Annotated in this window: 11 protein-coding genes; 7 read left to right on the top strand and 4 right to left on the bottom strand. The window is 71.2% G+C overall.

Annotated features, from left to right (window positions below):
• The first annotated feature begins 110 nt into the window (after positions 1-110).
• The 5 genes from ACFWB8_RS21420 (at position 111) to ACFWB8_RS21400 (ending at position 7267) form a co-directional block, all read left to right on the top strand.
• Positions 111-668 carry a DUF6114 domain-containing protein gene (locus ACFWB8_RS21420; RefSeq protein ID WP_385229194.1) on the top strand — a complete coding sequence of 186 codons (558 nt, stop codon included), beginning with the start codon at positions 111-113 and terminating at the stop codon, positions 666-668.
• Positions 658-2013, top strand: coding sequence for a hypothetical protein (locus ACFWB8_RS21415; RefSeq protein WP_385229191.1), 1356 nt, complete (start codon positions 658-660; stop codon positions 2011-2013). Before ACFWB8_RS21420 ends, ACFWB8_RS21415 begins: the two co-directional genes overlap by 11 nt.
• 231 nt (positions 2014-2244) lie before the next feature.
• Positions 2245-3141, top strand: a complete 897-nt coding sequence (locus ACFWB8_RS21410) for an FG-GAP repeat domain-containing protein (RefSeq protein WP_385229188.1) — start codon at positions 2245-2247, stop codon at positions 3139-3141.
• Between the two features lie 20 nt (positions 3142-3161).
• Complete coding sequence (locus ACFWB8_RS21405) at positions 3162-7037, top strand: hypothetical protein (protein ID WP_385229185.1); 3876 nt, start codon at positions 3162-3164, stop codon at positions 7035-7037.
• The gene (locus ACFWB8_RS21400) at positions 7034-7267 is read left to right on the top strand and encodes a hypothetical protein (protein WP_385229182.1); all 234 of its coding nucleotides are present in this window, start codon (positions 7034-7036) and stop codon (positions 7265-7267) included. Before ACFWB8_RS21405 ends, ACFWB8_RS21400 begins: the two co-directional genes overlap by 4 nt.
• A 117-nt stretch (positions 7268-7384) precedes the next feature.
• On the opposite strand, the gene pyk is transcribed toward ACFWB8_RS21400, so the two are convergent.
• The 3 genes from pyk to pta form a co-directional block, all read right to left on the bottom strand.
• Entirely contained in the window at positions 7385-8815 is a 1431-nt protein-coding gene (gene pyk, locus ACFWB8_RS21395) for a pyruvate kinase (protein ID WP_385229180.1), read from the bottom strand.
• Positions 8816-8878: 63 nt separating this feature from the next.
• On the bottom strand, positions 8879-10111 hold the full coding sequence (locus ACFWB8_RS21390; protein WP_385229177.1) for an acetate kinase: 1233 nt from the start codon (positions 10109-10111) through the stop codon (positions 8879-8881).
• Between the two features lie 45 nt (positions 10112-10156).
• Positions 10157-12241 carry a phosphate acetyltransferase gene (gene pta, locus ACFWB8_RS21385; RefSeq protein WP_385229174.1) on the bottom strand — a complete coding sequence of 695 codons (2085 nt, stop codon included), beginning with the start codon at positions 12239-12241 and terminating at the stop codon, positions 10157-10159.
• Between the two features lie 269 nt (positions 12242-12510).
• Here pta and ACFWB8_RS21380 point away from each other — a divergent pair, with 269 nt between their 5' ends.
• The gene (locus ACFWB8_RS21380; RefSeq protein WP_385229171.1) at positions 12511-13536 is read left to right on the top strand and encodes an ATP-dependent 6-phosphofructokinase; all 1026 of its coding nucleotides are present in this window, start codon (positions 12511-12513) and stop codon (positions 13534-13536) included.
• 142 nt (positions 13537-13678) lie between these two features.
• Here the strand turns inward: ACFWB8_RS21380 and ACFWB8_RS21375 are convergent, their stop codons facing one another.
• On the bottom strand, positions 13679-14302 hold the full coding sequence (locus tag ACFWB8_RS21375; protein WP_385229245.1) for a helix-turn-helix domain-containing protein: 624 nt from the start codon (positions 14300-14302) through the stop codon (positions 13679-13681).
• Positions 14303-14690: 388 nt separating this feature from the next.
• Between ACFWB8_RS21375 and ACFWB8_RS21370 the strand changes: the two genes are divergently transcribed.
• Positions 14691-15083, top strand: coding sequence for a MerR family transcriptional regulator (locus tag ACFWB8_RS21370; RefSeq protein ID WP_385229168.1), 393 nt, complete (start codon positions 14691-14693; stop codon positions 15081-15083).
• The last annotated feature ends 18 nt before the right edge of the window (positions 15084-15101 follow it).

Genomic DNA, 15101 nt, shown 5'->3' with positions numbered 1-15101 from the left:
CCGTCCCGGTGCATGACCGGACAGGCGGGCGGTGGTGAGAGCCGACGCCCGCCCGCCCGTCCGGGCTTCACAGACTTCTCCGTACCACCGTTTCCAGGGAGCTGTTGTCCATGAACCACCAGGCCCCGGTCTACGTGCGCGCCGAAGATGACGCCTTGCTCACCGCTGCGTACTACCACTTCCATGCCTGGAGTGGTCGCCGTCCCTTCTGGGCCGGGTTGTTCACGCTCTTCGGTGGTATCCCGATCATGTACTTCCCGTACGCGGACCTCCGGCTCGGCAACGTCACCTTCGCGATGGCGACGACGGCCGGTTCCGGTTCGCTGATCATCGGCATCCTCCTGGTCACGCTGGGCCTGGCCCTGTGGTTCCAGCAGGGCGCCCGGGTCTTCGCCGGGGTCGCCGCGATCCTGCTGGCCCTGGTGTCCCTGCCGATGTCCAACCTCGGCGGTTTCTTCATGGGCTTCACCGGGGCCATGATCGGCGGCGCACTCGCGCTGGCGTGGGTCCCCGCCAGGCCGGTGGACGAGACGGTACGGGCCGACGGGGCGGACAAGGCCGAGGCGATGGCGGGATACCCGGGCATCCCCGGGCCCCGTGGCACGGAGACGGCATACGCGAGCGAGACGACTGCCCACGCCGATGGCGGGAGGAACAGTGCGGGGTGACGAGACGCAGCGGGGTGTGGCCCCAGGCGCAGAGTCCCGTGAGAGAAAGGGTCCGCGGCACGCGGCGCCCAGGAAGTCGCTGCTGACCAAGATCCAGATACCCGTCGGCAAGACGATGGCGCTGGCGGCCATGCCGACGGCGGTCTTCGTCGGGATGGGCATGGCGCCCAAGCTCGCCATGGCCGACGACAAGGAGATCCCCTTCGCGCCCGGACCGTGCGTGACGCGGTCCGACGAGCCCGCGGAAGCGGACACCGCGACGCCGTCGCCCTCGAAGTCCCCTTCGAAGACGCCGTCGCCGAGTGCCTCGCCCACCGCGACCCCCTCGCCGGGTGTGACCCCGTCGGCGTCGAAGCCGGTGTCGGCGTCGGCCGAGAAGCCCGCGCAGAAGCCGGCGGCCAAGCCCGCCGAACAGCCGGCGGCGAAGCAGGCGGCTCCGGTCGCCCCCGTCGCCCCGTCGGCGTCCAAGACCGTGAACCCGCTGGACCCGCTGGGTGTCGGCGACAAGCTCAAGGGTCTCCTCGACGAGCTCGGCAAGCCCCTGACGGGCGCGGGGACGGCGGCCGCCCCGGCGCCCGCGACCCCGTCCAAGCCTGCCGCCACGCCCGCCCCCGAACCGTCGGCGGACGCGATCCGCGATGCGGCGAAGAAGGCCGGGGCCGAGGTCTCGGAGCTGTCCAAGGAGGTCAAGGACACCGCCACGACCCCCAAGGACGAAACGGGCAAGACCGCCGACGACACGGCGGACGACAAGGCCGAGGACGCGTCGGACGACAAGGCCGAGGACGCGTCGGACGACAAGGCCGACGACGCCGAGCCCACGCCCGGGGCCTCGAAGGACGCGGACGGGAAGGAACCCTTCCCCTGCCCGACCTACGACGCCAAGGCGCTGGCCGACGCCGAGCTGGAGCCGGGCATCCCGCTCCTGCCCGACGACCCCTGGTACCTCAACAGCTCGCTGCTGGCCCTCTACGGCCTGGACTACCACGGCATCGTCGAGGTGAAGACCGCCGGCGGCAAGACCAAGAAGGTCCTGAAGTTCACGGCGGACTCGCTGGACATCAAGGACCTGTACCAAACGGTCGGCAAGGAGGGGAAGGTCGCCCACCTGAAGTCCCGTCCGGGCTCCACGTCCAAGATCCGCGGCGCCACGGTGACCATGTACACGGAGAGCCTCAAGGGCAACCTCTTCGGCCTGATCCCGATCGAGTTCACCCCGAACAGCCCGCCGCCCCTGAACGTTCCCTTCGCGTTCTTCACGAACGTCAAGGTCGTCCAGGCCGGCCAGTTCGGCGGCACGCTCACCGTCCCGGGCCTCAAGAACTACATCGGCCCGCCGGAGTAGTCCCCGCTCACCCGCCTTTCCGACGGCCCGTCCCCCTCGCCGGGGGACGGGCCGTCGGCGTCGTGACCCACAGGTAACTCATAGGATCTTCACAGCAGTTGATGTCTCGACTAGCGTGAAGACGCCGCCGTCACAGACGCGGCGCGCGGCAGTCCACGGGGGGACTCACGAGTACTTCGGTGTGCCCATGGCATGCCTGCGCTCGTGACGTCCTTAAGGATCCGCACTTTCATGCTGCACACCATGAACCGCTCGGTGCGCCGGGCGGTGATCTGCGCGATCGGCCTGGTGCTGGCCGCCGTCGCGGTGGGGGTGTCCGGAGCCGCGCCGCCGCTCTGGACCGGCCGGACCGAGAACGCGGCGGCCACCGGAGCCCAGTCCGCGGGCCCCCTCAAGACCTTCCCGCTGTTCACCCGCGGCAGCGGCAAGCTCCGCGCGTACGAGGCGAACGGCGCCGGCGGCCTCAAGGCCGGTTTCGATCTGGGCGGCGGGTTCGGTGACGCGACCGCGCTCGCGGCGGCCAACGTCTCGGAGGGCGGCAGGGGCAACGACCTGTACCACCGGATGAACAACTCCCTGTACTACACCGCCGAGCACGGGAACGACACCAAGCTCATCGGCGGCGGCTGGGACATCTACAACCTGATCGTCTCCGTCGGCAACATGGGCGGCACGTCGGGCCCCGACCTCGTCGGCCGGGACGAGGCCGGAGCCCTGTGGCTCTACCCGGGCAACCCCGACGGCACCCTGGCCGCCCGCGTCAGGATCGGATCGGGCGGCTGGAACGCGATGACCGCGCTCGCGGGCCGCGGCGACTACACGGGCGACGGCAAGGCCGATCTGCTCGCCCGCCACAGCGACGGCAACCTCTACCTCTACCCGGGTACCGGCACTGCCGTCGCCGACGGCGCGCTGGGCACCCGTATCGCCCTCGGTACGGGCTGGAACGCGTACAAGGCGCTCGTGTCGGCCGGTGACACCGACGGCGACGGCAAGACCGATCTGATCGCCAGCGAGCCCTCGGGCGCGCTGTGGCTGTTCAAGGGCACCGGCAAAGCCGCCGCTCCCTTCGCCCCCCGCGTGCAGATCGGCACCTCCGGCTGGGCCGCCTTCGACGTCCTCTTCTGAACAGAACGGCTGATATCGGTATGCGCGAGAACGCACCGCCGCCCAGACGCCGTCGCACCGGCGCCTGGACGCGTTTCCTCACCACCACCGCCGTGGCCACGGCCGCCGCGGTCACCTTCACCGGCAGCGGCATCCAGCCGCCCGCCGACTCCCTGGACACGGCCCGCCCCGCCGCGGCCACCGGGTACGACCTGAACGACGCCAAGAAGATCCGCGACGCGCAGTGCCTGCTCGGCAACGTCCTGCGCAAGGGCGGCGCGGAGATGAAGGCCGTGGCCCGGGCCGGGCTGAACGGCACGGAGGGCGAGCTGCTCGCCGCCGCCGCCCCGAACTACTGGGAGACCACCCCGCTGGCTGCGGCGTACGACAAGGACCACGCCGCCGCCGACGCGAAGTTCGCCGAGATGGAGGAGCGCAACAAGGCCTGGCAGGCCTCGCTCTACATGCTCGACACCCCGCCCGGCTACACGTACACCGGCTTCCAGTGGCCGCCGAACCCGAGCATCTTCACCGAGACGGGCTTCGCCGGCTGGATCGCCGACCGCTTCTGGACCGGCGAGAGCGATCACTACGGGGATCCGCACCCGCTCGCCAGCAAGGAGTCCGTGGACGCCGTCACGGCGATCGCGAACGCCCGCTACTACCCGTCGGGGTCCTATGAGGACCGCTCGGCGTGGGAGTGGGACATGCAGCGCAGCCACGCCATGTACGCGGACGACGCGCGCATGTTCCTGGAGAACGGCGGCTTCCCGACGGCGGCGCCCGAGCCGGACACCATGGAGTTCCGGGTCGACGTCGAGAACCTCAAGGCCCGCTTCGCCTCCTGCGCCACCAGCAACCCGGTGGATCCCCACCAGGTGCTGACGGCCGAGGTGGCCGTGGCCTCGCAGGAGTGGCAGAACGAGATCGCCGGCCAGCGCACGCAGCGCGACACCATCCTCGGCGCGGAGCAGGCCGCCTCGAAGGACCTCCAGACCGCGGCGCAGGCGATGGCCGAGGCCCTGGGCCAGTCGATGATCGCGAGCCGGCTCGCGGACTGGGAAGCGCACTTCCTGAAGGTCCCGGCCGGCAGCGGACGCCCGGCCGCCTCCGAGTTCACCAAGGCCCGCACCTGGATCGAGCAGGCCAAGGCACGCGCCACCGGGCGGCTGTACGTCGCTTCGCGCGCGGCCGAGGACGCGCAGGCCCAGGCCGCGATCGTCACCGCCGCGCAGACGGAGGCGTACCAGCTCGCCGACCAGGCGGGTCTGCCCCGCGGCCGCGGACTGCTCTACGGCCAGCAGGCGGCGCAGATCACCAAGGCGTCCGCCGCGGCCGCCCTGGCCGCGGCCAAGGCGACCGAGACGGCGCTGAACGCGACCCGGGCCTCGGCCGCCGACAGCAAGACCCTGAACTCGCTGGCGATGACCCAGGCCCACGCCTCGAAGGCCGAGTTCCGCCGCAAGGCGGCGCAGGAGGCCGAGGCGCAGGCCAAGGCGGCCGCCGAAGGAGCCGCCGCCCAGGCGGTGAAGGCGGCCGAGAACGCGGCGAAGGCCAAGGCGGCCCAGATCAAGGCCGCCGAGGCCGAGACCACCGCCAAGAACGCTGCGGCCGACGCCAAAGCCAAGCGGGAGAAGGCCGAGGCCGAGCGCGACTACGCCAAGTCCCAGAAGGAACTGGCGGAGTCGGAACGCGGCAAGGCCGCGGCGGCCGAGTCCACCGCGCAGGACCAGCGCCGGATCGCGGCCGAGAAGCTCACCGCCACCCAGGCGGCCGGCCGTACGGCCGGCGAGCAGAAGGACGCCGCCCTCAAGGCCGAGCAGGACGCGGTCTCCGCCCGTGACGACGCCATCGACGCCGAGACCCGGCGCGACGCGCTGAACGCCCAGGCGGCCGCGGCGGAGTCCCAGGCCGCCGCGGACGAGGGCACCTCGGCGGCCGGGGCCTCCCGCGCCGCCGCGACCAAGGCCCGCTCCGAGGCCAACGACGCCACGAGCGCGGCCACCGCCGCCCGCGCGGCCGCGAACGCGGCCACCACGGCGGCGTCCAACGCGCGCGCCGCGGCCACCCGGGCCGAAGGGGCCGCGAAGCGGGCCCAGTCGGCGGCGGACCAGGCCAAGGCCGACGTCGCCATCACCGACGCGGCCGTCACCAAGGCGCACGCGGCCGCCGCCGAGGCGATCGACGCCTCGTGGCAGGCGAGCTGGAACGCGATCACCGCCAAGGCCCAGGCCGACACGGCCAAGGCGAACGCGGCGAAGGCGAAGGCCGACGCGAGCGTGGCGCGCACCGAGGCGCTCGCCGCGGGCGCCGAGTCGATCCGCACGGCCGGGTTCGCCTACGCGACGGCACAGGCGGCCGCGGCCGCCCGCGATTCGGCGGCGCAGGTGATCAAGCCGGCCAACGACGCCATCGAGATGGGCTCCCCGTACAAGGAGACCGACGCGTCGGCGGGCCTCGCGGTGCTCACGGGCCAGGCGGCGAAGACCGCGGCCGAACGCCAGGCGGCCGTGGCCCAGGCCAAGTCCGACCAGGCCGCCAAGGCCGCGGCGGAGGCCAAGGCGCTGGCCGCCAAGGCCGACGCGGACGCGAAGGCCGCGGCGGAGGCGGCCGCCTCGGCGGCGGACTGGGCGGCGAAGGCGGCCAAGTCGGCCGCGGCGGCCCAGGCGTCGGCGAACCAGGCCGCGGCCTCCGCGAAGGCCGCGAAGGCGTCCGAGGCCAAGACGGTCACCTACCACGAGCAGGCGACCGAGGACGCGGCTGCCGCCCAGTCGGCGGCCACCACGGCCGACGGATACGCGAACGCGGCCGATTCCGCGGCCACCGACGCGGAGCGGGACGCGGCATCCGCCCGCACTGCCGCGGCGGGAGCCGAGGCCGACGCGGGCGCCGCCCGCGGCATCGCCACCCAGGCGGAGAAGGACGCGACCACCGCCGAGGCGGCGGCCGCACGCGCCCAGGAGGCCGCCGACCAGGCCCAGGTGATCGCCAAGGAATCCGAGAGCTGGAAGGCCGAGGAGAAGACGGCCAAGAGCGCGGCCGTCTCGGACCAGGGACAGGGCGTCACGGGCGAGGGCGTCGTCTGGGTCGCCAGTCTCAAGGACGCTCCGGAGCCGATCAGCGACTGCGTCGGCACCGGCGGCTGCGACATCACCTTCCGCCACCACGTCACCGGCACGGTGGTCTACCTGCTGTTGATGTGCGACCTGCCGGAGGTGCCGCTCGGCGACTGCATCGGCAACATCTCCTCCGAGTACCTGACGCAGGTGCCGATCGACGTCTCCAAGGACAAGGTCGAGCACATCGCGGGCCGGGACCTCGCCGAGGCGGCCATCAAGGGGATCGTCCACGCGCTGCTCGACGACATCAAGGGCTGCTTCTGGGACCTCCAGCTGTCCAGCTGCGCCTGGGTCGCCGCGGAGTTCGCGATCCCGGGGATCCTCGGCCTGCTCTGCAAGGCCGTGGTGGGGATGCGGGCCGCGATCAGGGCCGGGCGCGCCCTGGCGGCGTTCGAGGCGGAGATGGCCTCACTGGGCGCCTCCGCGGCCGCCATCAAGAACGTGACCGGCGGGCTGAAGGTGTCCGAGCTCGTCGCCGCGGAGATGAAGAAGGCCCTGAACGTCGGCAAGATCAGGGGGCTGAACAACAAGGCTCTGGGCGAGAAGCTCTGGGACAACACCACCGGCAAGGGACCGATCAACGCCGAGGGCGCCTACGAGATGATGAACGTCAAGCATCTCGCCGACGTCAAGAAGCTGTTCAGCAAGGCCGAGATCACCACCGTGCGCGACGCGTACGCGGAGGTCCACCGGCTCCGTCCGTACCACCCGACCGCCAACCCCACGGGCAACAAGAGCGCCGGCCCCCGGGCGGACCTGATGGACTGGCTCCTCCAGCACTGGGACGATGTGCCATGAGAACTCGCTTCTACGCCGACCGGCACGAACCGCTGACGGTCCACTTCGAGATCATCGGCGGTGAGCGCGTCATCGGTCCGGGCGACTGGATCGACGTCGAATTCGCCGAGTCCGAGACACCGAGCTCGGTCCAGCCGATGGGCGGCGTCCTGATCCTGACCCAGGAGGGCGACGGCTCCATGCGGGTCTGGGACTCCTCGGGCCGGGAGATCGATCCCGGCGGCGAGTGACCGGATGAACAAGCCGAGGGCGGCACCCCGATCCGATCGGGGTGCCGCCCTCGGCCCGTGTGCGGCGGAGCCGGTCAGGCGGTGCGTGGGGGCACCTCCCAGCGGTAGCCGGGGGAGTCAGTCGCGGGAGCCGCCGACCAGGTGGTGGACGCGGACCATGTTGGTCGTGCCCGGGACGCCGGGGGGCGATCCGGCCGTGATGATCATGGTGTCGCCCTGGTTGTAGCGCTTGAGCTTGAGCAGCTCCGCGTCCACGAGGTCGACCATCGCGTCCGTGTTGTCCACGTGCGGGACGACGTAGGACTCGACGCCCCAGCTCAGGGTGAGCTGGTTGCGGGTGCCGGCGTCGGTGGTGAAGGCCAGGATCGGCTGGGACGCGCGGTAGCGCGAGAGCCGGCGGGCGGTGTCACCGGACTGGGTGAAGGCGACGAGCGACTTCGCGTCCAGGAAGTCGGCGATCTCGCAGGCCGCGCGGGCGACGGAGCCGCCCTGGGTACGGGGCTTCTTGCCCGGGACCAGCGGCTGCAGGCCCTTGGAGAGGAGCTCCTCCTCGGCCGCCGCGACGATCTTCGACATCGTCTTGACGGTCTCGATCGGGTAGGCGCCCACCGAGGACTCGGCCGACAGCATGACCGCGTCCGCGCCGTCGAGGATGGCGTTGGCGACGTCGGACGCCTCCGCGCGCGTCGGGCGCGAGTTGGTGATCATCGACTCCATCATCTGGGTCGCGACGATCACCGGCTTGGCGTTGCGGCGGCACATCTCGATGAGCCGCTTCTGGACCATCGGGACCTTTTCGAGCGGGTACTCGACGGCCAGGTCACCACGGGCCACCATGACCGCGTCGAAGGCGTCGACGACGGCCTCCATGTTGGCGACGGCCTGCGGCTTCTCGACCTTGGCGATGACGGGGACCCGGCGGCCCTCCTCGTCCATGACCTTGTGGACGTCCTTGACGTCGTTGGCGTCGCGCACGAAGGACAGGGCGACCATGTCGCAGCCCATCCGCAGGGCGAAGCGCAGGTCGTCGATGTCCTTCTCGGAGAGGGCGGGGACGTTGACGGCCGCACCCGGCAGGTTGATGCCCTTGTGGTCCGAGATGACACCGCCCTCGATGACGATGGTCTTGACCCGGGGGCCCTCGACCGCGGTCACCCGGAGCTCGACGTTGCCGTCGTTGATCAGGATTTGGTCGCCCTTGGAGACGTCACCCGGCAGGCCCTTGTAGGTGGTGCCGCAGATGGACTTGTCGCCCGGGACGTCCTCGGTGGTGATGGTGAACTCGTCACCGCGCACCAGCTCGACGGGACCCTCGGCGAAGGTCTCCAGACGGATCTTCGGGCCCTGGAGGTCGGCGAGGACGCCGACGGCGCGCCCGGTGTCCTCGGAGACCTGCCGGACGCGGTCGTACCGCTCCTGGTGTTCTGCCTGGGATCCGTGGCTGAAGTTGAATCGGGCCACGTTCATACCTGCCTCGATGAGCGCTTTCAGCTGCTCATACGAGTCGACGGCGGGGCCCAGCGTGCAGACGATTTTGGAACGGCGCATGGAGCGGATCCTATCGGTTTGTTTCGTAGCGGAATATTCCGTCTGGCGGAAAGTCCAAAGTGACTAGCCGGTAACCAATTCGTACGCCTGGGCGGCGATCTCCAGTTCCTCATCGGTCGGGACCACGGCGACGGCCACCCGGGAGTGTTCCGCCGAGACCAGCCGCGGCTCGGGGGAGCGCACCGCGTTGGCCTCCGGGTCCAGGACGATGCCCAGCTCCGCCAGGCCGTCCAGAGCGGCCTCGCGGACCTGGTGGGCGTTCTCGCCGACCCCGGCCGTGAACGCCACCGCGTCCACCCTGCCGAGCACCGCCGTGTAGGCCCCGATGTACTTCTTCAGCCGGTGGATGTACGTCGCGAAGGCGAGGCTCGCCGCCTCGTCGCCCTCGCCCGCCCGCCGCAGTACCTCGCGCATGTCGTTGTCGCCGCACATGCCCAGCAGACCGCTCTTCTTGTTCAGGAGCGAATCGATCTCATCCACCGAGAGGCCGCCCACCCGGGCGAGGTGGAAGATGACCGCCGGGTCGAGGTCGCCCGAACGGGTACCCATGACCAGCCCCTCCAGCGGCGTCAGGCCCATGGACGTGTCCACGCACACGCCGCCCCGGACCGCCGAGGCGGAGGCACCGTTGCCCAGGTGCAGCACGATCACGTTGACCTCCCCGGGCGTCTTGCCGAGCAGCCCGGCCGTCGCCCGGGAGACGTACGCGTGGGAGGTGCCGTGGAAGCCGTACCGTCGGACGGAGTACTTGTCCGCGGTCGCGGCGTCGATCGCGTACCGGGCCGCGTACTCGGGCATCGTCGAGTGGAACGCCGTGTCGAAGACGGCGACCTGCGGGATGTCGCCGCGCAGCGAGCGCGCCACCTCGATCCCCGTGACGTTCGCCGGGTTGTGCAGCGGAGCCAGGGGGATCAGGTTCCGGATCTCCGCCAGCACCTCGTCGTCGATCACGGTCGGCCGGGTGAACCGGGTCCCGCCGTGCACCACCCGGTGGCCCACGGCGGCCAGTTCGGGGGAGTCCAGCCCCATCCCGTCGGCGGCGAGCTCCGCGGCCACGGCCTTCAGCGCGGCCTCGTGGTCCGCGATCGGGCCGAGCCGCTCCCGCTTGCCGCCGACGGCCCCGGCGGCCCCGGCGGCACCGGTGTCGGCCAGTCGCTCGTGCACGAGCCGGGAGGTCTCCTCGCCGATCCGCTCCACCAGGCCGACGGCGAGGCGGGACCGGTCCGCCATGTCGAGGAGCTGGTACTTCACCGACGAGGAGCCGGAGTTGAGGACGAGTACGCGCGATGCGGTCACGATGGGGTCTTTCCTGTTCGCAGTCGGTCGGTCGGGGGAGGTCGGTCAGGCGGTGCGCGCCGGTGCGCCCTGCGCCTGGATCGCGGTGATCGCCACGGTGGTGACGATGTCCTGCACCAGCGCGCCGCGCGAGAGGTCGTTGACGGGCTTGCGCAGACCCTGGAGCACCGGGCCGACCGCGACGGCGCCCGCCGAGCGCTGCACGGCCTTGTACGTGTTGTTGCCGGTGTTGAGGTCCGGGAAGATCAGCACGGTGGCGCGGCCGGCCACCTCCGACCCGGGCAGCTTGGTCGCGGCGACCGAGGGCTCCACGGCGGCGTCGTACTGGATCGGGCCCTCGATCAGCAGGTCGGGACGCTGCTCGCGGACGATCTCGGTGGCCTTGCGGACCTTGTCCACGTCCGCGCCGGTGCCGGAGGTGCCGGTCGAGTACGAGAGCATCGCGATCCGCGGCTCGACCCCGAAGGCGGCCGCGGTGGCGGCCGACTGGATGGCGATGTCGGCGAGCTGCTCGGCGCCCGGGTCCGGGTTGACCGCGCAGTCCCCGTAGACCAGGACCTGGTCGGCCAGGCACATGAAGAAGACCGAGGAGACGATGGAGGCCTCGGGCTTGGTCTTGATGATCTCGAAGGCCGGCCGGATGGTGGCGGCGGTGGAGTGCACCGAACCGGAGACCATGCCGTCGGCGAGGCCCTCCTGGACCATCAGGGTGCCGAAGTAGTTGACGTCGGTGACCACGTCGTGGGCCAGCTCGACGGTCATGCCCTTGTGGGCGCGGGCCTTGGCGTAGTACTCGGCGAATCGTTCCCGCAGCGGGGAGGTCGCCGGGTCGATGAGCTGGGCGCCCGAGATGTCGATGCCGAGGTCGGCGGCCTTCTTCAGGATCGCCGCCTCCTCGCCCAGCAGCGTCAGGTCGCAGACCCCGCGGCGCAGCACCACGTCCGCCGCGCGCAGCACGCGGTCCTCGGTGCCCTCGGGCAGGACCACCCGGCGGCGCTCGGAGCGGGCCTGCTCCAGCAGCTCGTGCTCGAACATCATCGGGGTGACGCGCTCGGAGCGGGCCACCGACAGCAGGTCGCGCAGCTCGGCGGTGTCCACGTGCCGCTCGAACAGGCCGAGCGCGGTCTCCAGCTTGCGCGGGGTGGCCGAGTTCAACCGGCTCTGCAGCGAGGAGAGTTCGGCGGCGGTCGGGAAGCTGTTGCCGGCCACCGAAACGACCGGGGTGCCCGGCGCCAGCTTCGAGGCCAGCGTCAGGATGTCCTTGCTCGGGCGCTCGTTCAGGGTCAGCAGCACACCGGCGATCGGCGGGGTGCCGGAGGTGTGCGCGGCGAGCGCGCCGATGACCAGGTCCGAGCGGTCCCCGGGGGTGACGACCAGACAGCCCGGGGTCAGGGCGTTCAGGAAGTTCGGCAGCATCGCCCCGCCGAAGACGAAGTCCAGGGCGTCGCGGGCCAGCCCGGCCTCGTCGCCGAGGAGCACCTCGCCGCCGAGCGCCCGGGTGATCTGGGCGACGGTCGGGGCGGACAGCGACTTGTCGTCCGGCAGCACGTAGCAGGGCACGGGCAGCCGGGCGGCCAGGCGCTCGGCTATCACCTCGCGGTCCTCGTCGGCCACCCGGTTGACGACCATCGCGACGACGTGGCAGCCCAGGCTCTCGTACGCCCGGTAGGCGTTGCGGGCCTCGGCGCGCACGGCCTCGGCCTGGTGCCTGGTGCCGCCGACCACGGGCACCACGACGGCCCCCAGCTCGTTGGCGATGCGGGCGTTCAGCGCGAGCTCGTCGGGCAGGTTGGTGTCGGCGTAGTCGGTGCCGAGGACCAGCATGACCTCGTACTCGCGCGCCACCCGGTGGTAGCGGTCGACCAGCCGGGACACCAGCTCGTCGGTGCCCTTCTCGGCCAGGATGGCGGACGCCTCCTGGTACTCCATGCCGTAGGCCGTGGCGGCGTCCTGGTCTATGCGGTAGCGGGCCTTCAGGAGGTCGAAGAGCCGGTCGGGAGCGTCGTGCAGCAAGGGCCGGTACACACCGACCCGGCCTGTCTGCCGGGTCAGGAGCTCCATGATCCCCAGCTCGACGACCTGTCGGCCGTCCCCCCGCTCGATGCCGGTCACGTACACGCTGCGCGTCACGCGTGCTCTCCGTCCGTGGTTTGTACTGGTTGGTATGGGCTTGCCCCTTGACAATACCTCTGCGGGTCGATAGGACGCCCTCCGGTAAAAGGGCCCATGGGACAGGTCGAAAGGCCTGGTGGGGGTCGTGGCGGCCGAGGGGACGCAGCGCGCGCCACTCGCGGCCCGTGGAACAATCGGACACGCTTCACCAATACGCCCTTCATATGTACGGCCGTCCGCCCGCACGCGTACGGCCAGGTACGACCAGGAGCAGGAGACACAGCACGATGCGTATCGGAGTTCTCACCGCAGGCGGCGACTGCCCGGGCCTGAACGCTGTCATCCGGTCGGTCGTACACCGTGCCCTGGTCGGGCACGGGGACGAGGTCATCGGCTTCGAGGACGGCTTCAAGGGCCTCCTGGACGGCCACTACCGCCCCCTCGACATCAATGCCGTCAGTGGCATTCTGGCCCGCGGCGGCACGATTTTGGGTTCAGCCCGCATGGAGCGCGCCCGCCTCCACGAAGCGGCCGAGAACGCGGCCGAATTGGCGAGGCGCTACGAGCTCGACGCCCTGATCCCGATCGGCGGCGAGGGCACCCTGACCGCCGCCCGGATGCTGGCGGACGCGGGCATGCCGGTCGTCGGCGTACCGAAGACCATCGACAACGACATCTCCTCCACCGACCGCACCTTCGGCTTCGACACCGCCGTCATGGTCGCGACCGAGGCCATCGACCGCCTCAAGACCACCGCCGAATCGCACCAGCGCGTGATGGTCGTCGAGGTCATGGGCCGCCACGCGGGCTGGATCGCGCTGGAGTCGGGCATGGCCGGCGGCGCCCACGGGATCTGTCTGCCGGAGCGCCCCTTCGAGGTGGAGGCCCTGGTCAAGATGGTGGAGGAGCGCTTCGCCCGCGGCAAGAAGTTCGCCGTCGTCTGCGTCGCCGAGGGCGCGCACCCGGCCGAGGGCTCCATGCCGTACGAGAAGGGCGCGATCGACGCGTACGGTCACGAGCGCTTCGCCGGCATCGGCAACCGCCTCGCGGTCGAGCTGGAGCGGCGCCTGGGCAAGGAGGCCCGCCCGGTCATCCTCGGCCACGTCCAGCGCGGCGGCACCCCCACCGCCTACGACCGGGTCCTCGCGACCCGCTTCGGCTGGCACGCGGTCGAGGCCGTCCACCGCGGCGACTTCGGCAACATGACCGCCCTGCGCGGCACGGACATCGTGATGGCCCCGCTGGCGGAGGCCGTCACCGAGCTCAAGACGGTCCCCGAGGCCCGTATGTACGAGGCCGAGTCGGTCTTCTGAGCCACCTCGCGCAGCCCCGGGTCCCAAGTCCTCCCGGCCGGGACCTTCGCCCCGACTTCCGACGGCCGAACGGCCCCGGTCGCGTCCCCGCAGGGACGCGCCGGGGCCGTTCCCGCGGGGCGGCAGTGCGGGCCGATGTGTCCTACGACGCACCGCCGGCGAGGTGCCAGAAGCGTTCCACGATGTCGGCGAGGAACTCCCGGCCCGCGTCGCCCGTCCCGGCCTCGCCCGAGGCGCTGCCCCAGCTCAGGGTGGCCACCATCTTCGACTGGTAGTCGCCGTAGAGCTGTTCGAGTACGTACTCCAGGTTCTGCCTGGGCACCGGCAGCAGCTTGCTCAGTGGCTTCACGTACGCCTGCCAGCGCGTGGTGACCGCACTGCGCAGCACCTCGGCCAGCTCCTCCTCCTTGCCCGTCGCCGTCACGAACTGGGCCAGGGTCAGCCCCAGCGCCGAGGCGAGGGCGGCGGACTGCCGCTCGTTGCCCTTCCAGCGTCCGGTGTCCTCCATCTTCTGGTACGAGCTGGCCTCCAGGCCGACCCGCCGGGCCAGCTCCTCGGCGGCCAGGCCCCTGGCCATCCGGTGCTCCCGCAGGGTGACCGGTTCGGCGATCAGCTCGCCGGGCGAACACCACAGCACGCCGGCGAGCGCGGTGAGCTCGGCGGAGGTGGGCGAGATCTCGCCCCGCTCCCAGGCCATGACGGTCTCGGGGGCGACGAGCATTCCGTACTGGGCGCGCAGGCCATAGGCGACATGACCGGGAGCCATGCCCAGGGCCGCGCGCAGACGACGCGCGGCGGGGGCATTGAAAGGTGGGCTGGAGTGCACATGGCACACCGTAGGAGTGGCCGAGCCGTGTCGACTACAGACCAATCAAACAAGCCCATAACTCGTAGGAACGTCCTATGAAGTTAAGGGCTTTGGTCCGCTTTTCGTGCGACTGTCCGGTAATCGGATTCGCGAAAGATCCTTACCCAAGCGTACGGTTTCGGCCACCCGTTGCGATACCCCCGTGCGTGATCCACCTCACGCGCCTGAACCGGCCACCTGACCGATACGTGATCCAGTGCGGGGGCCCTCGCGCACGGGGGTGGCGAGGGCCCCGCCACCCCTCTTTCCTTGCCTTGACGTCGGCGTCAAGGACTACGGTCGGGCCATGCGAATCGGCGAACTGGCGGAGCGGGCCAAAACCAGCACGCGCACCCTGCGCTACTACGAATCGCGCGGACTGCTGCCCGCGCGACGCGACGCGAACGGCTACCGCGCGTACGACGAGGAAGACCTGCGCCTGCTGCGCCAGATCCGCACCCTGCGGGACTTCGGCTTCGAGCTGGAGGAGACCCGGCCCTTCGTGGACTGCCTGCGCGCCGGGCACCCGTCCGGCGACGCCTGTCCGGCCTCGCTCGCCGTCTACCGCCGCAAGCTCGCGGAGCTGGACGGCCTGATCGGCCGGCTCACCGACGTACGCGACCAGGTGGCCCGGCAGCTCGCCGGAGCCGAGGCCGGAGCCGAGGCCGGAGCCGCGCCGAAGTGCGAGATGACCGGATGACGGACGTGGAAGAGAAGG

Origin of the sequence: Streptomyces sp. NPDC060031 (genome assembly GCF_042736805.1) — a bacterium.
In the GTDB taxonomy this organism is placed as follows: domain Bacteria; phylum Actinomycetota; class Actinomycetes; order Streptomycetales; family Streptomycetaceae; genus Streptomyces.
This window is presented reverse-complemented; position numbering and strand designations above follow the sequence as displayed.